Source organism: Rahnella sp. AN3-3W3 (genome assembly GCF_003263545.1).
GTDB classification, from domain to species: Bacteria; Pseudomonadota; Gammaproteobacteria; order Enterobacterales; family Enterobacteriaceae; genus Rahnella; species Rahnella variigena.
This window is the reverse complement of the sequence record NZ_JYDG01000101.1, coordinates 13,511-36,736: the sequence shown is the minus strand read 5'-3', so window position 1 is coordinate 36,736 and position 23,226 is coordinate 13,511. Positions and strand designations below refer to the sequence as shown.

Here is a 23,226-nt window from a genome sequence, read left to right as displayed (position 1 = left end):
ATTTTGCTTTAATACCCCACCCCAACCCTCCCCTTCGCAGGGGAGGGAGCAAAAATTAACCGCGTTCAGGAATCGCTTTCAGCAGGGCCGTCAGCAGTTTCCAGTACAGCTCGACGCTGGCAATTTCCACCTGCTCATCCGGCGAGTGCGGGCCGGTGATGGTTGGCCCGATGGAAACCATGTCCATGTCCGGGTACGGTTTTTTGAACAGACCGCATTCCAGACCGGCGTGGATCACCATGATGTTCGGGGTTTTATTGAACAGCGTCTGGTAAGTTTCACGCACCAGCGTCATCACCGGTGAGCTTGGCTCAGGTTTCCAGCCAGGGTAGCTGCCTTTTGCCAGACTTTTCGCGCCAGCCAGTTCACTCAGTGAGTTGAGCATGCTGACCACATATTCTTTGCCGCTGTCGATAAGAGAACGGATCAGACTGTTGATCGCTACTTCGTCATCTTTCATGGTGACAACACCGACGTTCAGCGAGGTTTCTACCACGCCTTTCACGTCATCACTCATGCGGATCACGCCGTTTGGCGTCGCGTTCAGCAGGGCAAGGAATTTACCCTGAGTTTCCGCGGTCAGCGCTTTCGCGTTGCTTTCAGCCGCTTCTGCCACCAGAGCAATTTTCTTCTCAACCGCTGACAGTTCAAACTGAATGGTCGCCAGGAATTCCTGTGCTGCCGCTTTCAGTGCGTCTGTTTTATCCGCAGCAACGGCCAGAGTCGCAATCGCTTCACGCGGGATGGCGTTACGCAGTGTGCCGCCGGTGAAATCCAGCAGGCGCAGGCCCAGTGTCTCGGCGTTGTCTGCCAGGAAACGCGCCAGCAGTTTGCTTGCGTTACCCAGTCCTAAATGGATATCAGCGCCGGAGTGGCCGCCTTTCAGTCCCTTCAGGGTCAGCTTCAGCGTGGTGAAACCAGCCGGAACCGCTTCACGGCTCAGTGGCAGTGTGGCGGTAAAATCAATGCCGCCGGCGCAACCCATGTAGATTTCGCCTTCGGTTTCGGAATCGGTGTTGATCAGAATTTCAGACTGTAACCAGTCTGGTTGCAGGCCGAATGCGCCTGCCATGCCGGTTTCTTCGGTCATGGTCAGCAGCACTTCGAGCGGACCGTGCTCTACGCTGTCATCAGCCAGAACTGCCAGCGCGGACGCCATGCCGATACCATTGTCAGAACCCAGCGTGGTGCCGCGGGCTTTTACCCAACCGTCTTCGATGAAAGGCTGGATCGGATCTTTAGTGAAATCATGAACGGTATCGTTGTTTTTCTGCGGCACCATATCGAGGTGCGCCTGCAGGGCAACGGCTTTGCGGTTTTCCATGCCTTTCGTGGCCGGTTTACGCAGCAAAATGTTGCCGACTTCATCACGCTCAGCGTGGATACCCTTTTCCTGTGCCCATTCAACGATGTGTTTTGCCAGTTCTTCTTCATGATAAGAAGGGTGCGGAATTGAACAGATTTTGGCAAAAATATCCCACAACGGTTGTGGCGAAAGCTGAGACAGTTCAGACACTATAAGTCTCCTGTAACAGTCAGCTCATTCAGGCTCCGTTTGCGGGGGAACTGATTGAGATGCTGTAGGTTTAAGGTTAAGTAATCCCCGCCAGACTGTGTGGCGAGTGGCCTGACAGAATATCACTTAATCTTAACCTGTGCGCGGGGACGGGGAGAAATTCCGGGTTTTTTGGGGCGCTTTGACCAGATAATCGCTGGTTTTTGTGAGACGGACTCACTATAATCTCGCGCAACCTTTTTTCCCCCCATTATTTATTTAGAAGCCGTTAATTCACTGGCTGGGACACCTTTATGAGCGAAAAATACGTTGTAACCTGGGACATGCTGCAAATCCACGCCCGCACCATGGCTAAACGCCTGCTGCCGGCAGAACAATGGAAAGGCATTATTGCCGTCAGCCGTGGCGGTCTGGTCCCTGCAGCGTTGCTGGCTCGCGAGCTGTGCATCCGCCATGTCGATACCGTGTGTATCTCCAGCTATGACCATGATAATCAGCGCGAAATGCAAGTGCTGAAACGCGCAGAAGGCGACGGTGAAGGCTTCATCGTGATCGACGATCTGGTTGATACCGGCGGCACTGCGAAAGCGATCCGCGAAATGTACCCGAAAGCACATTTCATCACCATCTTCGCCAAACCTGCTGGCGCACCGCTGGTCGATGATTACGTCATCGACATTCCGCAGAACACCTGGATCGAACAGCCGTGGGATATGGGGGTCATCTTTGTGCCTCCATTAGTGGGTAAGTAATTTTCCCTTAGTGTTTATAAACGCCTGGCTCATTGCCGGGCGTTTTGCTTTTGTTGACTTGAAATCCTTTCCGCTTGACCTCACCCCTCACTTGTCGCAACGTGGTCGGGTTATAATCCCGTCCAGAAATGATCGCCTGCGGGCGACCTGCTGCTTGCTAACGGAGGATCTTGCATCATGGCTCCAGCCAACCTTACGGAAAAACTGTTTAAACCTTCCTTTAAATATCCGGAAACTTCGACGCTGGTTCGTCGCGTTCATCATCATAATACGCACCCGCCGATGCACACTGCGCTGGAAGGCGACACGGTAAATTGCTGGTACAGAACCATTAACCGCCTGATGTGGATGTGGCGGGGTGTCGACCCTTTAGAAGTCGAAGAAGTGCTGTCGCGGATTGCAGTTTCCAAAGCCGAGCACAGCGATCCGCTGCTGCTGGACACCGTCATTGGCTACCGTAACGGCAACTGGGTTTACGAATGGTCAAATCAGGCGATGGCGTGGCAGCAAAAAGCCGCAGAAGAAAAAGATCCAAACCTGGCCAGCGAATACTGGCTGAAGGCGGCGAACCTTTACAGCATCGCCGGGTATCCGCATCTGAAAGGCGATACGCTGGCGGAACAGTCAGAAGTACTGGCCAATAAAGCCTTTGAGAAATCCTCAGAACATTCGCCGTATTCTCTCAAAGAGATCGAATTCAAAATTCCGGGCGGCGCGCCGATCACCGGTTTTCTGCACCTGCCGAATGAAGGCAAAGCGCCGTTCCCGACTGTCATGGTGTGCGGCGGTCTGGATACCTTGCAAAGTGACCATCAGCGTCTGTTCCGCTCTTATCTGGCGCCGATGGGCATTGCGATGCTGACCATCGACATGCCGTCGATCGGGTTCTCGTCGAAGTGGAAACTCACCCAGGACACCAGCTTCCTGCATCAGCAGGTATTGCACCAGCTTGCCGATGTTGCGTGGGTCGATGCCAGCCGTGTCAGCCTGCTCGGTTATCGTTTTGGCGCGAACGTCGCTGTGCGTCTGGCTTATCTCGAACCGCGCCGTGTGTGTGCCGTTGCCACATTAGGCGCGCTGGTGCATTCATTGCTGAGCGATCCGAAATGTCAGGAACAGGTTCCCGATATGTATATGGATGTGCTGGCGAGCCGGCTGGGGATGTCGAGCGCGTCGGATTCGGCGCTCAAGACCGAACTTAATCGATATTCTCTGAAAATGCAGGGGTTGCTGGGGCGCAGAACGCCGACGCCAATGCTGGCCGCTTACTGGGAAAACGACATCTTCAGTCCGAAGGCGGAAGCCAGATTGATTGCGGATTCTTCATCTGAAGGCAAGCTATTACCGATTCAGAACGAGCCACTTTATGAGCATTTTGACAAGGCTTTGCATGAGATTTGTGAGTGGTTGCAAAAGCATATGCGTTAACTTAATGGTTGCTAATTCCTAACGTTTTGCTAAAAAGGATCGTCTTTCTATGGAGGTTGTACTATGACGTTACCAAGCGGTCATCCTAAAAGCAGGCTAATGAAACGTTTCGGTACACTGGGACCGTACATCAGAGAAGGAAAATGCGAGAACGACCGCTTTTTCTTTGACTGCTTAGCTGTCTGTGTGAACGTGAAGCCCGCGCCGGAAAAGCGTGAGTTCTGGGGCTGGTGGATTGAGTTGCAGGCTGAAGCCGAACGTTTTACCTATGTTTATCACTTCGGTTTGTTCGATAAAGACGGCATCTGGAAAGCGCAAAACATTAAAGATGCTGAAGTGCGTGAGAAGCTTGAGACGACATTGAAAGGGTTCCACAAGAATCTCAACAAGATGATTGAAGAGATGTCCCTCAAACTGGAACCTGCTGATGATTTCAGCGAAGAACCCGTGAAGCTCTCCGCCTGACTTTCTGTACTACCCATTCCCATACTGAATGCTGCTATTATAGCGTTATGCCGGTTGGCATAACGCTTCTCCCCTGTTAAAAAAGACACAGAAGCACTTCTTATTCACACTAATGGAACGATTATGAGTGGTAGCCAGACACTGGTTGTAAAACTGGGCACCAGCGTGCTCACTGGCGGTTCACGCCGCCTCAACCGTGCTCACATTGTTGAGCTTGTCCGCCAGTGCGCGCAGCAACATGCGGCAGGGCATCGGATTGTGATTGTGACGTCGGGCGCCATTGCTGCCGGGCGTGAACATCTTGGCTACCCCGAACTCCCCGCCACCATTGCTTCCAAACAACTGCTGGCTGCCGTCGGGCAAAGCCGTTTGATCCAGCTGTGGGAGCAATTGTTCTCTATTTATGGCATCCACATTGGTCAGATGCTGCTGACGCGTGCCGACATGGAAGACCGCGAGCGGTTCCTCAACGCCCGCGACACGATGCATGCGCTGCTTGATAACCATATCGTGCCGGTGATTAACGAAAACGATGCAGTGGCGACGGCTGAGATCAAAGTCGGTGATAACGACAATCTTTCCGCGCTGGCCGCTATTCTGGCCGGGGCCGATAAATTGCTGCTGCTGACTGATCAGCGTGGTCTGTTTACCGCCGATCCGCGCACCAATCCGCAGGCCGAGCTTATCCGTGAAGTCATGACGATTGATGACGAACTGCGCGGCGTGGCGGGTGACAGCGTTTCCGGACTGGGTACCGGTGGCATGGCGACCAAATTGCAGGCGGCGGATGTCGCGTGCCGTGCGGGCGTCGATACCATTATTGCCGCAGGCAACCTGCCGGGTGTGATTGGTGATGTGATTAACGGCGTGTCCGTCGGCACACGTTTCCACGCGATGGAAACCCCGCTGGAGAACCGTAAACGCTGGATCTTCGGCGCACCGCCAGCCGGTGAAATCACCATCGATGACGGCGCGGTTTCCGCCATGATGGAGCGCGGCAGTTCACTGCTGCCAAAAGGTATCCGCGAAGTGAAAGGCGATTTCTCGCGTGGCGAAGTGATCCGCATCCGCAATCTGAACGGACGCGATCTTGCGCACGGTGTCAGCCGCTATAACAGCGATGCGATGCGCATGATTGCCGGTCATCACTCTCAGCAGATCAGCGAAATTCTCGGTTACGAATACGGCCCGGTTGCCGTGCATCGTGACGACATGATTGTCAGTTAAGGAGCCACAGATGCTTAACGAGATGGGCAAGGCCGCGAAAGCCGCGTCCTGGCAGCTCTCCACCCTCAGCACCGCGCAGAAAAACCGTGCGCTGATGCTGATGGCCGACATGCTTGAGGCCAACAGCCAGAGCATTATTCTTGCCAACGAACTCGACATGTCCGCCGCCCGCGAAAGCGGCATGAGCGAAGCCTTATTAGACCGGCTGCTGCTGACGCCCGCGCGGTTATCGGCCATTGCCAGTGACGTGCGCGATGTCTGCCGCCTGAGCGATCCGGTCGGGCAGGTGATTGACGGTTCACAGCAGGACAGCGGTTTGCGTCTCGAACGCCGCCGTGTGCCGCTCGGCGTGATCGGCGTGATTTATGAAGCGCGCCCGAACGTTACCATTGATGTCGCCAGCCTGTGCCTGAAAACCGGCAACGCCGTGATCCTGCGCGGTGGCAAAGAAACGCACCACACTAATCAGGCGACGGTTAACGTCATCCAGATGGCGCTGGAAGAATGCGGATTACCGAAAGCGGCGGTTCAGGCGATTGAAAGCCCCGATCGCGCACTGGTCGCAGAACTGCTGCGTCTGGATAAATACGTCGACATGCTGATCCCACGCGGTGGCGCGGCGCTGCATAAACTGTGCCGCGAACAATCCACCATTCCGGTGATCACCGGCGGTATCGGTGTGTGTCATACATTTGTGGATGAAAGCGCAGATTTCGACAAAGCGCTGACCGTGCTGGAAAGCGCCAAAGTGCAGCGTCCGAGCGCCTGTAACAGCCTGGAAACCGTGCTGGTGCATCAGGCGATTGCCGCCCGTTTCCTGCCGGAGCTGAGCGACAAAATGCACCGCGCTGGCGTGACGTTACACGCCAGCGAATCTGCAATGCCTTATCTGCAAAACGGCCCGGCGAAAGTGCTGGCGGTCACCGAAGAAGATTATTCAGATGAATGGCTGTCACTGGATCTGAACGTGACGGTTGTCGCCGATCTGGACGCCGCCGTGGCGCATATCCGCACCTACGGCACCGAACATTCCGATGCGATCCTCACGCGTTCTATCAGCAGCGCGGACAGGTTTGTACGTGAAGTGGATTCCTCGGCGGTTTACGTCAACGCCAGCACCCGTTTCACCGACGGCGGACAGTTTGGTTTAGGCGCAGAAGTGGCGGTCAGTACTCAAAAACTGCACGCCCGCGGCCCGATGGGATTAGAAGCTCTGACGACCTACAAATGGATTGGTTACGGCGACGATTTAGTCCGTCCGTAACAGTGAGCACCGGTGGATTTGTAGTCATGAAGCCGGTGCTAATCCCCTATTTTGCATAGGGTGATGAGAAAAGCAGCAAACGCACTGCAGGGGGCTTGACGGCAGCGTCATATTTCACTAATTTAGCACCCCGTAGTCCCCCGGTAACACTCCAAAATGCCGACTTAGCTCAGTAGGTAGAGCAACTGACTTGTAATCAGTAGGTCACCAGTTCGATTCCGGTAGTCGGCACCATTTCCAAAGTATTTTCAAGTCAAGTCAAGTCAATAAAACTCTTTACAATCAAACAAAAAAATACCTTTTCCACTCGTTTGGTGTCAACCCGTGTCTATTGAAATGAACACATGATTGGAGGTCACAATGCGGGGCATCTCGAATTCGGTCTAAAAAACTGCGCCTGTTACCGCTCCACTTTGCTTAACCCATGCTGACTGCCGTGGAACGGTGAAGCTGATTTCATAAACTGTCTGACATTTTTCAGTAGCTGCCACATTGTCCTGCAACGGCGTTTACGCGTTACCGTTTCATGCAGTGTAAGCCACAAGAGTTCCATTCTGTTAACCCATAGTGAGTAAACTGGCTGATAAATAACAATAATCTTTGGATTTTACCTTCAGCCACTCCTGTATTACGCGCAGTTAGATAGCCTGCTTATGCAACCCAGCGGTTGTTCCACGAATCTTTAAATATAATATTGCCCTCGCAACACTTCCACGTAATAGCTTCATAGCGCATTTGGATTGTTTCAAAATGCGTTCCCGTCTGACCGCCTTGGTATAGGTTCGGTGTAATTGAAGTTATTTTTACATTTTCAAGAATTATATTAAAATACTCGGATTCGATGCCTGCATCTAAGATCTGGTACATCTTAAACGTTGCGGATTTCATGGTAAGACCCTGGCTCAGTCCTTTGTATAAAAGCGGTGTAACCTTATCAAATTCCTTTTGAAATGATAAAGGTGAATGTACCCGCGTTCCCGTTAATCGTCCCGTATTCGAGTCGGTTGGGACCTGTACATTATGAGTCAACGACTTTAATTCTATGGCTCCGACTCGACCAGAAACTAAAGAACCGCCTATAACAGGTGATCCATTTTCATCAGTTAACCATAAATATGCTGGATTTGACATTTTACATCCTTATAAATTGAGTAATTTCAAATAACTACATTGGAAAAAATTTATCTAATAATTTCCCCAGAAGATATATGCAGACTGCAAGCGTAAAAATAGAAAGTAGTCTCATTGTCCAGGTTTCGAAGTGGAAAAAGAAATATATTCCCAACCAGACAGCAATCGCGCCTACCAACGCACCCAATATCCCCTTAATGATGCCCATGGTCACCACTCACTTTAGATTCTACACGTTCCAGTATGTTATCAAAGGCGGGAATTCCCTGTTGTCGTCTTACGATCAGAGCATCCACAAAGGGTTTAAGTGCCGGTTCAAACATAAAGTAGAGTAAGTCATAATCTTTTACACGCAGCACCTGATATAATTCAGGTTCGTCTACGCTGAGCTGTTCCGATGTTCTTATACAGCGCTCCTTCATTCCTCCTATAAGCAAAATGTTACCTACAGCCCCCCCCCCGCAGAGCTACTGTCCAGCCAGCCCGCTGAGCAATTGCCTTAGCTATCGTTGATGAAATCGCAGAATTAGTAACGACGCGCCCTATTATTGAGAATGAGCCACGGCTCAACACCTTGTTTTGTTTGCTTATAGATACATATTGATCAAACTTTGAGAAAACAATCTTTATCGCATCTAGAATTCTGTCGTAATTAAGAATTCCGTTCCTCATCGCCTGGATTATTCTGATTGTTTCAGTTTCGTGAGAGTAATGTGAATCAGTGTCGAATACACCATACGCCATATAACCCAGATCGAGAGGTACGGAAATAGCACCGTTAATAAAACCTAATACTGAGTCAGGTGATATAATGATATCGGCAATTCGTGTGGCGATTTCCTCATAATTGCTCATGCTAATTCCTTTTATTAGCCAGTTCCCAGCGTGTGAGTATACTCCCCCCTTTTGGCAGTGGATATATAAAAAGAGGCTTCCTCTGTATACATGCCAGCCCTCCCGACTCCATGATGCACAGTAATTTCCCCAGCGGTCTTGTTCGCCGGTGAGATTCGGATTTACGGGCAGACAGCCCAACGTTCTCAGACCACTCTGGGTAAAACGTCTCAACCACTACATCTGATTCTATCTCAACGTATGAACGCCCACATCTTACGGTTTTTCCACTGCCATGGATTAGATTAGTATTAACCATAACTAATCCTCTGTCGTTTGACGCGAAATATTAATCACATCAATGATTAAGATATATTATGTATTCCGGTAGTTGGCACCATTTCTGCTTTAATTTTTATATCATAAAACAATTAATTCATTTAAGACCTCAGCTTTCTGTCTGTTTTTTTCCTTTTTTACCCAAAAAAATACCGACTTAGCCAGATCTCCTTTGCCTCAATCATCAGCCAGACCAGGATACTGTCAGCCGAATAGCTAAAGTGCTGGATGTGCCTGTTGCCTATTTTTATGCCGAGGAAGACGAGCTTGCTGCGCTGATTATTGAATTCCACGGGAATAGAAAGTAGTCATATTTTTCCGGAAAAGCTAATTAGCATTCAGGCGTCAGATCATATCTCTGCCGCCTGTGAATTATCACCAATGCTATTTCTCTTCACTTTTCGCAGCAGCAATAAGTTTACCGCCTAAAGCTTTATTTTCAGCCGGGCAGGACTCAGATGACAGAATAATGATCTGATGCAGGTCGTCAGTATCCAGCGTGTAATTGATATGCCTCACAACATACTTTTGAAATCCTGAATCGTGATTTATCAAAGATTGCAGTTTTGCGGTTTCTGGCCATTTATCGACAAGCAACCTCGCGATTGCTTCTGAATTCCCTTTAGCAATACTGCCATCATCACATTGCGCGTAAGCGACGTAATTCTTTTGTATTGCTTCCCATGAATCCAGGTTATAGACAGTTAAATCAGCAGCTTAAGCATAACGTTCAGTACAACGTTTTGCATGAGTAGTGCCAGAAATGAGAGCCAGTGAAAGAACAATTAGGACAACTTTCATTCTATATCCATTTATTATCATGTGTTATTTTCTGCGATAGATGCGTTTTGATATCAAATTTATCTCGCTTGAAATAATTTATAAGTCTATTTGTTCCATAAATATTTAATATACATTTCACTCGATAATTAATTCATAGTGATGAATATAAACATTGGTTTTATCTGCTTGTATAAATAAGCAGAATAACTTAATGGAATTATATATTTTGATTTGGCTCAAGGTTTATGGATTTATATTTATTGTTCGTTGTGAGTGTTTATTTAAGCTGCTTATTATACCGGCTGAATTCACCTCAGCGGACGAAAAATAAATATGGAAATGCAATTCACTAATGAACTGAATCAGGAATTACTGGATGTCATTAATGCCTCTCCTTTCACGGCTGAACAGCTGGCTGAAATGAATGAAAGCGTGAGGGCTGTGGTGGAGGAACAGGCAGCTTTTGCACGTCAGCATCCTGTTATTGCGATTTACCGGCTGGTGGTTTCGGGCAGCGGAGCATAACGGATGGGGTATCGCTCAAATTGTTATGGTCGCGGGCAGGCTCTGCACGGTGATAAAACCACGACGGGCGCGGTCTGTATCACCTCATTGCCGAATGCCACAGAGCACGGACTTGGTGTGATCCGCATCGGGGATGTCACAACTAACTGCCCTAAATGTGGTCGTCGCGGAAAAATCACCAGCGGAGAGCCGCATTGCATCTATGACGGGCTTGCTTCTGCCGTGGATGGTTCGCAGGTTTTATGCGGTTGCCCGCCGGGGACGAACCGGGTTATCGCGCCAGCCGGACAATGGATGGGGAGAGGTAAATCACCTTCCGAACTGGCGCGTGAAAAGTGGGAAGCAGAGCGTGCCGCGATATTACGGGTTCAGGCTGAGAAAGATGCGGCAGAACAGGCCAGACGTTCGATGCCGGTGTTTGCGAAATCCGCGGAATGTGGCGCAGGAAATACCGAAGCACGAACCTGTGAGGAGCAACATCATAACTTCGGGCGGATATCTTACGGTGTACCGACGCCGGTCGCTGGCATAAAGCCCGAAATTGAGCAGCATGCGCAGGCAGCGAAGCGCAAGAAACCAGCCGGTGATAAAACGCCGTGGTACAAAAAGTTTTTTGGCGCGAAGGCTGATACTCCCGCGCAGTCTGGCATGCCGCTGGCTATCCCTGTGGCAACAGGGGGCGGCACTGAGCTCATTGCGGCGGGCATGAATGCACTGCGCGGCGTGACGTCGATCCGCTCCGGCAGCCTGTTCGTGAATCCGGTAGCCTTGGGTGTCATCGGAACTTTTTATTCGAACAAGCTGAACGCTGGTGAGAAAGATATTTTAAGCGGCAGCCAGCTTGCGGCGCTGGCACGAAAATCTGCCCCGACGCGGATCCGCTTTCAGTGGGTGAAGGATAAATATGGCCGGTTAACACCGGTGGCTTATCACACCGGCGCTGACAGCGGACAGGATCAGGTTCGTGTGCGCGCTATGCGGAGGAACACGTTCACGGGTAATTATGAGTTCTGGGCGGATGGCGCGGAAAAGCCCACCATCATCTGGACACCCGACGAGCTGGAGTTTAAAGCGCCCACTAATACCGGTAATCGTGACGAGCCGTATTTACCTTCGACCATCACCGTATTACCGTTACCCGGCGCGGAAGAAATGGGCAATACCTCAACCTCGCTGCCGATCCCGGATGAATCCTCATTTGATGATTACATCCTGGTCAATCTGCCGCATGGTATGCCGCCGATTTATATTTATCTGAGTAATGACCACAAATACCATGTGGCACCAAGAGGAAATCCTCCCTTGCCAGCATTTCCTGATGCTAAGAAAGCAGTAAGTAAGACCCTAATCAAGGGCGGAGGAAAGTTCCGGTATCGTTGGAAAGACTCAAAAAAGACGATCTACGAATGGGATTCTCAACATGGAACTGTCGAAGTTTATGATAAAAGCGGGCGTAATCATTTAGGTGAATTTGATCCCGTAACCGGCAAACAAACCAAACCTGCAGATCCATCAAGAAAGGTAGAAAAATAATGATTATTTACACGATAGATTTGTTTGATAAGCAAACGGAAGACTTGATTTTAGAGGTAAATATTCCCAAAGAAAATCTGGACCCTATTTCAAAAATAATGGGTTGGGATGAAGAGGATAAAATGGATTTCATTAATGGCGTTGCGGTGTTTAACGTCAATAAGGTGCAAGCTACATCCCTCGGTATACTATTTGAAACAATATTTGATACTGATAATTACATTATTCAGATGTCTGCAGGTGAAGACAATGACAGATGATTATCCTTGTCCATGTTGTGGTAAAAAAAGTATTCGAAGCTTTAGGTGAGCATGATATCTGTCCCAACTGTAATAGGGAGGGTGACCCTTTTCAGTTTAAAAATCCTGACAGGCGTGGTGGAGCGAAAAAATGAGTTTGAATGAAGCTAAAGAGGCTTTTAAACAAGGTAAATGATTATCAGTTGGTTTTCAAAAGAACAGATAGTCGATAAGTGGTGAATGCTGTTGCCTTTAGTAACCCCCCAAAATTCCCCCCATGCCCGCAGCACCTCCCTGCGGGCATAGATCTTTCTCTCTGACGAACTCACTCAATCTCCGGCAGTCCCTCAATCAGTTTATCCAGCGTCACCGGATAATCGCGAACCCTGATGCCTGTGGCGTTGTAAATGGCATTGGCGATGGCGGCGCTGACGCCGCACAGGCCCAGTTCGCCGACGCCTTTGGCTTTCATGGGTGAAGAAACCGGGTCGGTGTCGTCGAGGAAAATCACTTCCTGATCAGGGATGTCGGCGTGAACCGGCACTTCATAGGCTGCCAGATCGTGATTCACAAAATATCCCAACTCTTTATCGATATTCAGTTCTTCGGTCAGCGCCGCGCCGACGCCCATGGTCATCGCGCCGATCACCTGGCTGCGTGCCGTTTTCGGGTTAAGTATCCGGCCCGCAGCGCAGACCGCCAGCATACGGCGGACGCGGGTTTCGCCGGTCGCGATATCTACGCCGACTTCCACGAAATGCGCAGCGAAGGTCGATTGCTGAAACGTCTTGTCCAGCCCGCCGAACTCGATGGTGTCTTCCACGGTGAGGGTTCCGCTGGCTGCGGCTGTGGCGAGCGGGGCGGTGCGCTCGCCCTGACAAATCAGTTCATCGGTAAACACGGCGTTATCTGCATTAAACCCGAGCTTTTCAGCGACTGCTTCGCGCAGTTTCACGCAGGCGGCGTACACCCCGGCGGTGGACGTATTCGCTCCCCACTGGCCGCCGGAACCGGCAGACACCGGGAAGTCGGAATCACCCAAACGCACCACCACTTTTTCCATGGGAACGCCCATCATCTCAGCGGCGGTCTGGGCGATAATGGTGTAACTGCCGGTGCCGATATCGGTCATATCGGTCTCCACCGTCACGATGCCCTGCGCGTCGAGATGCACCCGCGCACCGGATTTATCCAGCAGATTGTTACGAAAACCCGCCGCGACACCCATACCGATCAGCCAGCGTCCATCGCGAACCTGTGCCGGTGTGGCGTTACGCCGGTGCCAGCCGAATTTATCTGAGCCGGTGCGCAGGCACTCGATCAACTGACGACGTGAAAAGAAACGCTCGGTATTGAGCGGATCGACCTGCGTGTCGTTCAGAATACGAAACTCCACCGGATCAACGCCGGCTTTCTCCGCCACTTCGTCGATAGCGATTTCCAGCGCCATCAGGCCGGGCGCTTCTCCTGGAGCACGCATGGAATTGCCTTCGGGCAGATCCAGCTGTGCCAGCCGCAGTCCGGTCAGGCGGTTTTTGCCCGCGTAAAGCAGTTCGCTTTGCTGAACGGCCAGCTCCGGTGCGCCGCCTGGCAGGTTGCCGGACCAGCTTTCGTGGGCGATGGCAGTGATGCGGCCTTTTTCATCGGTGCCGATGCGGATGTGCTGAATAGTGGCCGGACGGTGCGTGGTGTTATTAGGGATCAGCGGTCGCGGCAACATCACTTTCACCGGTCTGTTGACGGCACGCGCCGCCAGTGCCGCCAGCACGGCATCGCTGCGCAGAAACAGTTTGCCGCCGAAACCGCCGCCGATGTACGGCGAAATCACCCGCACCTTCTCTTCGGGAATATTCAGCGTTTTGGCAAGTTCACTGCGACACCAGGCGATCATCTGGTTCGAGGTGCGCAGGACCAGCTTGTCGCCTTCCCAGACGGCCAGCGAGGCGTGCGGTTCCATCGCCATATGGCTCTGATCCGGCGTCGTATAAATGGCGTCATGCTGCACCGGCGAGGCGGCGAAGGCGCTGGCGAAATCACCTGCGGTTTTGTCTGGCGTATCTTCCGGCGGCGTGGTGACGGCAGGCTTTTGCTCCGCCAGGCTGTACGCACCTTGTTCACGCTGGTAATCAACGTTGATCAGTGACGCGGCGGCGCGTGCCTGCTCGAACGTTTCCGCGACCACCACAGCAATCGCCTGATGATAGTGTTCAATCTGCGGGCCGCCGAGCAGTGTGGCGGCGTTCATGTCGCCTTTGCCCAGCTTACCGGCGTTGGCCGCCGTGACGATCGCCAGCACGCCGGGCGCGGTTTCGGCGTCATGCAGATCCATCGCGGTGATACGGCCTTTGGCAATGGCGGCACCAAGGACATAACCATAGGCTGCGCCCGGTACTTCATTCTGCCATTCGTAAGCGTAGGGCGCGGTGCCGGTGGTTTTTAGCGGACCGTCGATGCGGTCATGCGCACGACCGACCACTTTCATCTGGTCGATCGGATTGTCTGTTGCAGGCGTGTCGAATTTCATCAGTTATGCCCTCGTTTCAGTCAGCACGGAGGCGAGCGTTCGCTTCGCCAGTATCAGCTTGAACGCATTCTCAGGCGTCGGTTGCGCAGCGGCGAACAACCGCGCGTAAACCTCTCCCGCACCGTTCGCCACCTGTACATCGGCTTCTGCCAGCCTCCAGGGTTTATGCGCCACACCGCCGAGTGCGACACGACCGGTGCCGTCGGGCTGTACGATGGCAGCAACCGACACCAGCGCAAAAGCGTAAGATGCGCGGTCACGGACTTTGCGGTAAACATGCGTGCCTCCCGCAGGGGGCGGCAGGATAACGGCGGTGATCAGTTCACCTGTGGCCAGCACGGTTTCCAGATGTGGCGTATCGCCCGGTGCAAGGTAGAAGTCGGCCAGCGGAATGAGGCGCACCGCGCCGTCAGGGTTGATGGTTTCCACTACGGCATCGAGCAATTGCATCGCGACGGCCATGTCGCTCGGGTGTGTGGCGATGCAGGCCGCGCTTGCGCCGACGACGGCATGCTGGCGGCTGAAGCCCCTGATGGCCGCACAACCACTGCCGGGCTGACGTTTATTGCACGGCTGGTTGGTATCGTAAAAATACGGGCAGCGGGTACGCTGGAGCAGGTTACCGGCGGTAGTCGCCTGATTGCGTAACTGGCCGGAGGCTCCTGCCAGCAGCGCCCGCGACAGCACGGCATAGTCGCAGCGGATGCGCAAATCAGCGGCCAGATCGGTATTACGTACCAGCGCGCCAATGCGCAAACCGCCGTTGCCGTCGGGTTCAATGGTATCCAGTGCCAGACCGTTGACGTCAATCAGATGGGAAGGTTGCTCGATCTCAAGTTTCATCAGATCCAGAAGGTTGGTGCCGCCTGCAATAAATTTTGCACCGGGATGCTGTAAGGCACTGCTGGCTGCGTCGGCGGGTGTCTTCACCCGTTCATAGGTAAAAGCCTTCATGGTTTTTGCCCTCCGGCGACGTCTTCAATCGCGGCAAGAATGTTGGAATACGCGCCGCAGCGGCAGATATTGCCACTCATGCGTTCGCGGATTTCTTCTGCGGTACGCGGTGGAGGGGAAACCAGATCCAGCGTGACGTGGCTGGGAATACCACTTTCGATTTCCTGCAACACGGCGACTGAGGAGCAGATCTGCCCCGGCGTGCAGTAACCGCACTGGTAGCCGTCGTGTCTGATAAATGCGGCCTGCATCGGATGCAGGTTGTCAGGCGTGCCAAGACCTTCAATAGTGGTGACGTCGGCGTCCTGATGCATCACCGCCAATGTCAGGCAGGAGTTAATACGGCGGCCATCGACGATAACGGTACAGGCACCGCACTGACCGTGATCGCACCCTTTTTTAGTGCCGGTCAGTTGCAGGTTTTCGCGCAAGGCGTCCAGCAGGGTGGTGCGTGTATCCACGACCAGCTGGCGGATCTGGCCGTTCACTTTCATTTTAAGATGGGACTGATGTGTTTCATTGTCATGGTTGCTCATGCCAGACCTCCGGTATTACAAAATTTGAATCCAAAAAGGGGGTGACTTCGCGGGTGCCTTTGCGGCATTTTTTTATCACGAAGCCTTAAGCATAGTCGGCGATGGCGTTGGGATTAATCCTGAAGTCCGGCTTCTTCAGTTTATTCCACTTTCAGTCCTGCTTTTTTCCCTTCACCGGCTTCGTCAGTTCCCGCGCATAACGGATGAAATCCGCCAGTGCTTTGTTTTTCAGATGCCGCTGCCAACTGAGCGTCAGCGTGGTAGTCGCACCGGGATGGGTCAGGAAGCAGTAATTCACATCGGGGATCATCACTGATCGCTGGGTTTCCGGGACTAACGTCACGCCCATGCCCATCGATACCAGCCCGATAGCCACCGATACATCGCGTGTGAACTGAATTTTCTGCGGCACAAATCCGGCCTGCTGGCAGGCGTTAAGTGCTGACCAGCCGAGGCCGACACCCGGCGGATCTTTCTGGATAAGAAACGGAGAGTCCGACAGCGAGGATAGGTCGATTTTTTGCCCTGAACAGGCCGGATGGTCGCGCGGGAGCACTGCAATCAGCGGACGGGTAGCAACGTCGAGATATTCCAGCTCAGGGAACTGCGGCACCGGTGAACGCACCAGCGCGATATCCAGCTGATAATTGAGCAAAAGTGTTAGCTGCTCGTGAACGTTATGTTCTTCAATGACGATATCAATATCGGGTTTATGTTTGCGGTAACCATTAATTAACAGCGCGAGGGCCGGATCCAGAATCGACGATCCGACATAACCCAGTTTGAGTTGTCCTTTATGTCCAAGCCGCAAACTGCGGGCATTCTCGAGGAATTTCTCGTAATGGGTGATGGCGATGCGCGCTTCTTCTACCAGTTGCTGCCCCTCGAAGGTCAGCGCCACATGGCGCTTATCACGGGTGAAAAGGGGGATCCCCAGAGACTGTTCCAGTGCCTTTATTTGCTGGCTTAATGCGGGCTGGGCGATGTTCAGTTGCAGCGCAGCTTTACCAAAATGCAGCACTTCCGCCAGCACCACAAACGAGTGTAATTGTCGGTAATCCATATGTCCTCCGGTGGATTTTTCTCATAATAATTCCTTATTAAAAAGCCGCGTATTGTTATTGGACTCTTATCACCCATTCTTTGCAAACTGGCGGGGTAGCGGCGATGAACAGCAGGCCGCTGTATCCTCAATGACATGAATTAAAAGGGCATGAGATGTCTGAAGAAAAAACAAAAGTGACTGATCTTCGTTCCGCGCTGGAGGTGTTGAGCCAGTACGACGACGAACTGATCTACACCGATGAACCTGTAGACCCGATTGCGGAGTTATCCGGTGTATACCGCTACGTTGGCGCACACGGCACCGTCAAACGTCCGACTCAGGTGGGGCCGGCGATGATCTTTAATAAGGTCAAAGGGTATAACGACATGCGGGTGCTGATTGGCCTGCTGTCTTCGCGTAAACGTGTTGCCCGTTTGTTTGGCACCACGCCGGAAAATCTGGCGTTTATGCTGAAAGATTCTGTGTCTAATCCCATCCCGCCGATTGTTATTCCGCATGAAAAAGCGGTCTGTCAGGAAGTGGTTCATCTGGCGACCGATCCGGATTTCGACATTCTGAAAATCCTGCCAGCGCCGACCAATACGCCGGAAGATGCGGGCCCGTATTTCACCCTCGGCATGTGCTACGCCGCTGATCCTGAAACCGGCGAGCATGACGTCACTATTCACCGCCTGTGCGTGCAGAGCAAAGATGAAATCTCCATGTATTTTGTGCCTGGCCGCCATCTGGATGTGTTCCGTCAAAAAGCCGAAGCCGCAGGCAAAGCGCTGCCCATTACCATCAGCATCGGCGTTGATCCGGCGATTGAAATCGGTGCGTGTTTTGAGCCGCCAACTACGCCGCTGGGCTTTGACGAGCTGTCGATCGCAGGCAGCCTGCGTAATCAGGCCGTGGAGCTGGTGGATGCTCTGACCGTCAATGCGCGCGGTATTGCCAACGCCGAAGTGGTCATCGAAGGTGAACTGGTGCCGAACTACCGTGTTCGCGAAGACCAGAACACGAATACCGGCAAAGCGATGCCTGAATTCCCGGGTTATACCGGTGCGGCACAGGCCGAAGTGCCGGTGATTAAAGTGAAAGCCATTACCCACCGCCGCCATCCGATCCTGCAAACCTGTATCGGGCCGAGCGATGAACACACCAATATGGCCGGTATCCCGACCGAAGCCAGTATTTTGCAGATGGTGGAACGTGCGCTGCCTGGCTTTGTGCAGAACGTTCACTGCCCGTCACCGGGTACCGGTAAATACCTCGCGGTATTGCAGGTGAAAAAACGCTTTGCGGCGGATGAAGGTCGTCAGCGTCAGGCGGCACTGCTGGCATTTGCTGCCTTCTCAGAGCTGAAACATGTGATGCTGGTGGATGAAGACGTTGATATTTTCGATCTCAACGACGTGATCTGGGCGATGACCACCCGCTATCAGGGCGATGTCAGCACGGTCTTTATTCCCGGCGTGCGCTGCCATCCGCTTGATCCGTCTTCCGATCCGGCCTTCAGCCCGTCGATACGTGACCACGGTATTGCCTGCAAAACCATTTTCGACTGCACAGTACCTTACAACCTGAAAGCGAATTTCCAGCGCAGCGAGTTCCTCGACGTGGATGTGAACCGCTTTATTCCAGGCTTCACTAAAAAATAAGAAGGCAACGGCGGAACTATGACGTTAATGACCAGGAGTAATAACTCATGATTATCGGACCTTATATCAACGGTTCCGCCGTATTGCTTGGCGGGATTGTCGGCGCGTTACTCAGTCACCGGCTGCCGGAACGTCTGCGGACGTCCATGCCGCTGATTTTCGGTGCGGCCTCGATGTGTATGGGCGTCGTGCTGGTAGTTAAAGTCAGCCACATGCCGGTGATGGTGCTGTCAGTTATCCTCGGTGCGCTGCTGGGCGAACTCTGTTATCTGGAGAAGGGCATCGGCAAGATGGGCAGTAAAGCGCGCAGTCTGGTGGAGGTTTTTGTGAAATCCGATCCGGGTGATCAGGCGTCTCAGGAACAGTTTCTGCAAAGCTACGTGGCGATTATCGTGCTGTTTTGCGCCAGCGGTACCGGGATTTTCGGTTCCATGCATGAGGGCATGACCGGTGATACCAGCGTGCTGATCGCCAAATCGTTCCTCGATTTGTTCACCGCCGCTATTTTTGCCACCACACTCGGTTTCGCCGTGGCGGTGGTCGCGGTGCCGCAGCTCATCATCCAGTTGCTGCTGGCGTACGGCGCAGTATTTATTCTGCCGCTGACCACGCCGGAAATGCAGGCGGACTTCTCAGCCGTCGGCGGTGTATTAATGTTCGCCACCGGTTTCCGTATTTGCGGCATCAAAATCTTCCCGGTCGCCAATATGCTGCCGGCGCTGATCCTTGCCATGCCAATATCAAGCTTATGGGTTCATTTCTTCTGATTCAGACCATTTCCGCTATCACCCACCACTCAGCTTCTTCCGGCAGAGGCGGCGGTTGCCGCCTTCTTCGTGTTTGCGAACCGTGGCGAAAACGAGATTGTCCTGAAAGCTGAACGCCTGATAAACGAAGCCAAAACAGCACGCCTTTTAAGAATACGGGAGTAGATAACCGGAAGCGGCGGGGAATAGAATCCTCCGTCGCTTATTCTTTTTATGAAGGCTCGTTATGAAAAAACTCTTTTTTATCATCATGGTTTCAGCACTGGCGGGTTGTGTCAGTGAGCACCCTAAACTGCAAAAACATCAGACCGGTATGGCGAATCCGGCGGCAGTCTATTGTCATGAGAGAGGCGGCAGATCGGTGAGTGTGCAAACGCCGCACGGTGTCCGTGCCGACTGCGTATTTGCAGATGGCCGGGGTATCGATGAATGGGAACTGTACCGCCGGGATCACGGATAATAATTAACGTGCCAGGCACAGGCAAACAACCCGATTTCACGTTTATCTGTTCACGACGGGATGTGATACTTTGAACCCATTAGCGTGCCGGTGAGAGCAACTCATCGCTTTGGATTCAGAACAGCACAGAGGGTTTATGGCGGTCATTTCCCAACACATTATTGAGCAGGCAAAACACTGGCGCAGGGACTTCCATATGCGCCCGGAACTGGGGCTGAATGAACATGGCACCGCAAAAATAATCAGTGAGCTGTTGCTGTCATTTGGTCTTGAAGTTCACACGGGGATTGCGGAAACCGGCGTTATCGCCACGTTGCGAAACGGCGAAGGGCCGTCCATTGGCTTGCGCGCAGATATCGATGCGTTACCTATTCACGAACTAAATGATTTCGCTCACCAGTCGCAAAACCCGGGGCTGATGCACGCCTGCGGTCACGACGGGCATACGTCGATTTTGCTGGGGCTGGCAAAACATCTTAGTGAGAACCGCCATTTTCGCGGCACGGTGCATTTCATCTTCCAGCCAGCAGAAGAGAATTTCGGTGGCGGTGAAATGATGGTGAAAGAAGGGCTGTTTGAACGCTTCCCGATGCAGGCGGTTTACGCGCTGCATAACTGGCCGGGCTTGCCGGTCGGCGAAGTGGCAGTCAGTCAGGGGCCGATGATGGCGTCGCAGGACAATTTCTATATCACCCTCACCGGAAAGGGCTGCCACGCGGCGATGCCTGAACTCGGTGCCGATCCTGTGGTGGCTGGCGCGCAACTGATTTTATCTCTGCAAAGTCTGATTTCCCGCCGTCTGTCGCCGCTGGAACAAACGGTGATCAGCCTGACCCAGCTTCAGGCCGGGGAAGCCATCAACGTGATCCCGGAAACGCTGCAAATGTCGGGAACACTGCGTTGCCTGAGCAGTAAAACCCGTGAAACCTGCTGGCAGCTGATTGAGGAATACGTCAAAGCGGTGCCGCAGCCGTTTGGTGTGAAAGGGGAAGTGCGCTGGGAATATGGCTATCCGGTGACGCAAAATCATGCGGCGCAGGCGGATATTGTGCGTGTCGCGGCAGAGAACACGCCGGGCATTCAGAAAGTGCATTTCAACAATGCGCCGTCGATGGCCGCCGAAGACTTTGCCTATTTACTCGAAGCCTGTCCGGGCGCGTACTTCTGGTTAGGTGCCGATGGCGCCACGCCGTCAGCGTCTTTGCACAGCCCGCGTTATGACTTTAATGACGATATTATTCCGCTGGGTATCGGCGTGCTGACGACGCTGGTTGAGCGTGAACTGAAAGCATAACGCCCGCGCCGCGCATACAAAAAGGCCGGACATTTTACAGATGTCCGGCCTTTTTCATGATATTGACCCGTCCTGATTAGCGTTGATTACACCCGGAAATGCCCCACGGCGATGGCCAGTCCGGTTGCCTGTTCCTGCAACGCCGACGCGGCGCCGGTGGATTGCTGAACCATCGCCGCGTTCTGCTGCACCATGCCGTCGAGCTGGGTGATGGCGCGGTTAATTTCGTGAATGCTCTGCATCTGTTCCTCAGACGCGTGAGTGATTTCCAGCATCGCGCTGCTGACATTCGCCACATTACTGACGATCTCACTCATGCTGTCGCTGGCCAGCCGGACCTGCGCTGAACCCGATGCCACGCTGCTGACGGTAGATTCGATCAGCACTTTGATCTCCTTCGCCGCCTGTGCGCTGCGCTGTGCCAGACTGCGCACCTCGCTGGCGACCACCGCAAAACCACGGCCTTGTTCACCTGCGCGTGCGGCTTCTACCGCGGCATTCAGCGCCAGAATATTGGTCTGGAAAGCGATGCCGTCAATAACGCCGGTAATATCGCCAATTTTCGACGACGCCGTTTCAATGCTTTCCATTGTCGTGATGACTCTGGTCACCACTTCGTCACCGCGTGTGGCAGCTTCAGAGGCCGATCGCGCAGTGCCGGACGCCTGTTTAGCGGAACTCGCCGACTGAGAAACCGTGGCAGTGATTTGCTCCAGCGACGCCGCTGTTTGTTGCAGGCTGGCCGCCGCGGATTCGGTACGCCCGGACAAATCGTTATTTCCTGCGGCAATTTCATCGGCGGCAATTTTGACCGATTCGCTGGTGGTACGGATTTCCGACATTACCTTGCTGAGCTTATCGACAAAGGTGTTGAACGCCTGCGCGATTTGCGTCACCTCGTCGTGGCCGTCCGTTGGCAGACGTTGCGTGAGGTCATCTTCGCCGGAACTTATGGCGTTGAGTGTATCCCGCACCACAGAAAGGCGACGGAAGGATTTGCTGATAATCAGCCCGATCACCGCAGCGGAGAGCAGCACAATCACCATCAGTGTAATCACCGAAGACGTCAGCAGGGATCGCATACCCGCCGTGGACTCTTTCTGATCCTGCGCCACCAGTGTGTACCATTCCGTGCCTGCCACCGGCATGGCGCGCACGCGTTTCACCACACCATTGAGTTCAATATCCTGCGGTGAATTCGCCGCTAACAGCGCCGGTAAATCCACGCCTTGCGCCAGTGCAGTAAAGGGCTTCAGCGCCAGACTGGCGTCAGGATGCGCAATGATAACGCCGGATTTATCCACCAGCATGCCGAAACTGCCTGGCGTCGGATGAACGGTATTAACGTTATTCACCACGCTGTCCATCGATACATCGCCCGCCACAATCGCTTTCAGCGTGCCAGATTCCATGACAGGCACGGCGAAAGTCACCACTAACTTACCGGTTCCGGCATCAATATACGGTGGCGTGGCAACCGGATGTCCGGCGTCGGCTGCCTGCGTATACCACGGGCGACCGGTCGGATCGTAATCTGCGGGCACACCGGTCGGATCGGAGAACTTCGCGGTTTTATTCGCGTATCCGACGTAGACGTTAGTAAACCCACCTGCGCTGGCGATCTGTTTGAGAACCGGGATCGGATCTTCCGACAGCGCAACCTGTTGCAGTGAATCGATCATCCGTGTTTTAGAACTCACCCAGTCGCTGATCCCTTGCGTGTGGCTGGAGGTCAGCGCGTTCAGCGTACTGTCAGTCGCCTGACGGTTGTATTTGTTAGCAACGGTGTAACTGAGGAACGTATTGATAACCAGCGAGCACGCTACGATGGCGATACAGGCGGTGATAATGCGCGAGCGGATAGTCTTTAGCATGGGCGTTTCCCTGGAAGGAATCTTAAGTTTTTGGTATCGGCAGGAAAGGGAAAAACTTGAAGTCGATCACAAAAA

20 protein-coding genes, 1 tRNA gene and 2 pseudogenes are annotated in these 23,226 nt (G+C 52.9%); 13 read left to right on the top strand and 10 right to left on the bottom strand.

Translation table 11 applies throughout. The annotated features are described in order from the left end of the window. Positions 1-55: 55 nt before the first annotated feature. The gene (pepD, locus tag UC15_RS21920; protein ID WP_112290919.1) at positions 56-1,516 is read right to left on the bottom strand and encodes a beta-Ala-His dipeptidase; all 1,461 of its coding nucleotides are present in this window, start codon (positions 1,514-1,516) and stop codon (positions 56-58) included. 293 nt (positions 1,517-1,809) lie between these two features. Here pepD and gpt point away from each other — a divergent pair, with 293 nt between their 5' ends. The 6 genes from gpt to UC15_RS21890 all read left to right on the top strand — a co-directional run bounded on the left by gpt (position 1,810) and on the right by UC15_RS21890 (position 6,886). Next, a complete protein-coding gene (gene gpt / locus UC15_RS21915; protein WP_112290918.1) occupies positions 1,810-2,268 on the top strand; it encodes a xanthine phosphoribosyltransferase in 459 nt (152 codons plus the stop codon). Positions 2,269-2,445: 177 nt separating this feature from the next. Then, on the top strand, positions 2,446-3,696 hold the full coding sequence (gene frsA, locus UC15_RS21910) for an esterase FrsA (protein WP_112290916.1): 1,251 nt from the start codon (positions 2,446-2,448) through the stop codon (positions 3,694-3,696). 63 nt (positions 3,697-3,759) lie between these two features. Continuing rightward, entirely contained in the window at positions 3,760-4,161 is a 402-nt protein-coding gene (gene crl / locus UC15_RS21905; protein ID WP_112290914.1) for a sigma factor-binding protein Crl, read from the top strand. Positions 4,162-4,284: 123 nt separating this feature from the next. Beyond that, a complete protein-coding gene (gene proB, locus UC15_RS21900) occupies positions 4,285-5,388 on the top strand; it encodes a glutamate 5-kinase (protein ID WP_112290913.1) in 1,104 nt (367 codons plus the stop codon). Between the two features lie 10 nt (positions 5,389-5,398). Continuing rightward, positions 5,399-6,652 (top strand): glutamate-5-semialdehyde dehydrogenase, encoded by a 1,254-nt coding sequence (gene proA / locus UC15_RS21895; protein WP_112290911.1) that lies wholly within the window; start codon positions 5,399-5,401, stop codon positions 6,650-6,652. A gap of 158 nt (positions 6,653-6,810) precedes the next feature. Next, a tRNA-Thr gene (locus UC15_RS21890) sits at positions 6,811-6,886 on the top strand. Positions 6,887-7,052: 166 nt separating this feature from the next. Here the strand turns inward: UC15_RS21890 and UC15_RS26105 are convergent. From UC15_RS26105 to UC15_RS25790, 4 genes and pseudogenes are all read right to left on the bottom strand, one after another. Continuing rightward, positions 7,053-7,259 (bottom strand): annotated as a pseudogene (locus UC15_RS26105) (IS630 family transposase); the annotation flags it as partial. 44 nt (positions 7,260-7,303) lie between these two features. Next, a complete protein-coding gene (locus UC15_RS21885; RefSeq protein ID WP_112290909.1) occupies positions 7,304-7,783 on the bottom strand; it encodes a type VI secretion system tube protein TssD in 480 nt (159 codons plus the stop codon). 194 nt (positions 7,784-7,977) lie between these two features. Further along, positions 7,978-8,638: pseudogene (locus tag UC15_RS21880) on the bottom strand (hypothetical protein). 702 nt (positions 8,639-9,340) lie between these two features. Further along, complete coding sequence (locus UC15_RS25790) at positions 9,341-9,553, bottom strand: hypothetical protein (protein WP_198659751.1); 213 nt, start codon at positions 9,551-9,553, stop codon at positions 9,341-9,343. A 519-nt stretch (positions 9,554-10,072) separates the two neighbouring features. On the opposite strand from UC15_RS25790, the gene UC15_RS21865 reads away from it, so the two are divergent. The 3 genes from UC15_RS21865 to UC15_RS21855 are packed head-to-tail and all read left to right on the top strand — an operon-like array spanning position 10,073 to position 12,057. Continuing rightward, positions 10,073-10,264 (top strand): hypothetical protein, encoded by a 192-nt coding sequence (locus UC15_RS21865; RefSeq protein WP_232829966.1) that lies wholly within the window; start codon positions 10,073-10,075, stop codon positions 10,262-10,264. A 3-nt stretch (positions 10,265-10,267) separates the two neighbouring features. Further along, positions 10,268-11,797 (top strand): S-type pyocin domain-containing protein, encoded by a 1,530-nt coding sequence (locus UC15_RS21860; RefSeq protein WP_112290908.1) that lies wholly within the window; start codon positions 10,268-10,270, stop codon positions 11,795-11,797. Further along, entirely contained in the window at positions 11,797-12,057 is a 261-nt protein-coding gene (locus UC15_RS21855) for a hypothetical protein (RefSeq protein WP_112290906.1), read from the top strand. The genes UC15_RS21860 and UC15_RS21855 overlap by 1 nt, the downstream gene beginning before the upstream one ends. 304 nt (positions 12,058-12,361) lie before the next feature. Here the strand turns inward: UC15_RS21855 and paoC are convergent, their stop codons facing one another. From paoC to UC15_RS21830, 4 genes are all read right to left on the bottom strand, one after another. Beyond that, the gene (paoC, locus tag UC15_RS21845; protein ID WP_112290905.1) at positions 12,362-14,560 is read right to left on the bottom strand and encodes an aldehyde oxidoreductase molybdenum-binding subunit PaoC; all 2,199 of its coding nucleotides are present in this window, start codon (positions 14,558-14,560) and stop codon (positions 12,362-12,364) included. Positions 14,561-14,563: 3 nt separating this feature from the next. Further along, a complete protein-coding gene (locus UC15_RS21840; protein ID WP_112290903.1) occupies positions 14,564-15,514 on the bottom strand; it encodes a xanthine dehydrogenase family protein subunit M in 951 nt (316 codons plus the stop codon). Then, entirely contained in the window at positions 15,511-16,050 is a 540-nt protein-coding gene (gene paoA / locus UC15_RS21835) for an aldehyde dehydrogenase iron-sulfur subunit PaoA (RefSeq protein WP_112290901.1), read from the bottom strand. Before paoA ends, UC15_RS21840 begins: the two co-directional genes overlap by 4 nt. 151 nt (positions 16,051-16,201) lie before the next feature. Continuing rightward, the gene (locus tag UC15_RS21830) at positions 16,202-17,113 is read right to left on the bottom strand and encodes a LysR substrate-binding domain-containing protein (protein WP_112290900.1); all 912 of its coding nucleotides are present in this window, start codon (positions 17,111-17,113) and stop codon (positions 16,202-16,204) included. Positions 17,114-17,268: 155 nt separating this feature from the next. On the opposite strand from UC15_RS21830, the gene UC15_RS21825 reads away from it, so the two are divergent. From UC15_RS21825 to UC15_RS21810, 4 genes are all read left to right on the top strand, one after another. Further along, entirely contained in the window at positions 17,269-18,756 is a 1,488-nt protein-coding gene (locus UC15_RS21825) for a UbiD family decarboxylase (RefSeq protein ID WP_112290898.1), read from the top strand. 47 nt (positions 18,757-18,803) lie between these two features. Then, complete coding sequence (locus UC15_RS21820; protein WP_112290897.1) at positions 18,804-19,523, top strand: DUF554 domain-containing protein; 720 nt, start codon at positions 18,804-18,806, stop codon at positions 19,521-19,523. 226 nt (positions 19,524-19,749) lie between these two features. Further along, positions 19,750-19,983 (top strand): DUF333 domain-containing protein, encoded by a 234-nt coding sequence (locus tag UC15_RS21815; protein WP_112290895.1) that lies wholly within the window; start codon positions 19,750-19,752, stop codon positions 19,981-19,983. A gap of 136 nt (positions 19,984-20,119) precedes the next feature. Next, positions 20,120-21,277 carry a M20 aminoacylase family protein gene (locus UC15_RS21810; protein WP_112290894.1) on the top strand — a complete coding sequence of 386 codons (1,158 nt, stop codon included), beginning with the start codon at positions 20,120-20,122 and terminating at the stop codon, positions 21,275-21,277. Positions 21,278-21,363: 86 nt separating this feature from the next. On the opposite strand, the gene UC15_RS21805 is transcribed toward UC15_RS21810, so the two are convergent. Further along, on the bottom strand, positions 21,364-23,151 hold the full coding sequence (locus tag UC15_RS21805) for a methyl-accepting chemotaxis protein (RefSeq protein ID WP_112290892.1): 1,788 nt from the start codon (positions 23,149-23,151) through the stop codon (positions 21,364-21,366). Positions 23,152-23,226 lie beyond the last annotated feature (75 nt).

Excerpts from the sequence above, each read along its gene's own strand:
- gpt (WP_112290918.1), top strand. The coding sequence starts at position 1,810 with ATGAGCGAAAAATACGTTGTAACCTGGGACATGCTGCAAATCCACGCC.
- frsA (WP_112290916.1), top strand. The coding sequence starts at position 2,446 with ATGGCTCCAGCCAACCTTACGGAAAAACTGTTTAAACCTTCCTTTAAA.
- crl (WP_112290914.1), top strand. The coding sequence starts at position 3,760 with ATGACGTTACCAAGCGGTCATCCTAAAAGCAGGCTAATGAAACGTTTC.
- proB (WP_112290913.1), top strand. The coding sequence starts at position 4,285 with ATGAGTGGTAGCCAGACACTGGTTGTAAAACTGGGCACCAGCGTGCTC.
- proA (WP_112290911.1), top strand. The coding sequence starts at position 5,399 with ATGCTTAACGAGATGGGCAAGGCCGCGAAAGCCGCGTCCTGGCAGCTC.
- UC15_RS21885 (WP_112290909.1), bottom strand. The coding sequence starts at position 7,783 with ATGTCAAATCCAGCATATTTATGGTTAACTGATGAAAATGGATCACCT.
- UC15_RS21865 (WP_232829966.1), top strand. The coding sequence starts at position 10,073 with ATGGAAATGCAATTCACTAATGAACTGAATCAGGAATTACTGGATGTC.
- UC15_RS21860 (WP_112290908.1), top strand. The coding sequence starts at position 10,268 with ATGGGGTATCGCTCAAATTGTTATGGTCGCGGGCAGGCTCTGCACGGT.
- UC15_RS21855 (WP_112290906.1), top strand. The coding sequence starts at position 11,797 with ATGATTATTTACACGATAGATTTGTTTGATAAGCAAACGGAAGACTTG.
- paoC (WP_112290905.1), bottom strand. The coding sequence starts at position 14,560 with ATGAAATTCGACACGCCTGCAACAGACAATCCGATCGACCAGATGAAA.
- UC15_RS21840 (WP_112290903.1), bottom strand. The coding sequence starts at position 15,514 with ATGAAGGCTTTTACCTATGAACGGGTGAAGACACCCGCCGACGCAGCC.
- paoA (WP_112290901.1), bottom strand. The coding sequence starts at position 16,050 with ATGAGCAACCATGACAATGAAACACATCAGTCCCATCTTAAAATGAAA.
- UC15_RS21830 (WP_112290900.1), bottom strand. The coding sequence starts at position 17,113 with ATGGATTACCGACAATTACACTCGTTTGTGGTGCTGGCGGAAGTGCTG.
- UC15_RS21825 (WP_112290898.1), top strand. The coding sequence starts at position 17,269 with ATGTCTGAAGAAAAAACAAAAGTGACTGATCTTCGTTCCGCGCTGGAG.
- UC15_RS21820 (WP_112290897.1), top strand. The coding sequence starts at position 18,804 with ATGATTATCGGACCTTATATCAACGGTTCCGCCGTATTGCTTGGCGGG.
- UC15_RS21815 (WP_112290895.1), top strand. The coding sequence starts at position 19,750 with ATGAAAAAACTCTTTTTTATCATCATGGTTTCAGCACTGGCGGGTTGT.
- UC15_RS21810 (WP_112290894.1), top strand. The coding sequence starts at position 20,120 with ATGGCGGTCATTTCCCAACACATTATTGAGCAGGCAAAACACTGGCGC.
- UC15_RS21805 (WP_112290892.1), bottom strand. The coding sequence starts at position 23,151 with ATGCTAAAGACTATCCGCTCGCGCATTATCACCGCCTGTATCGCCATC.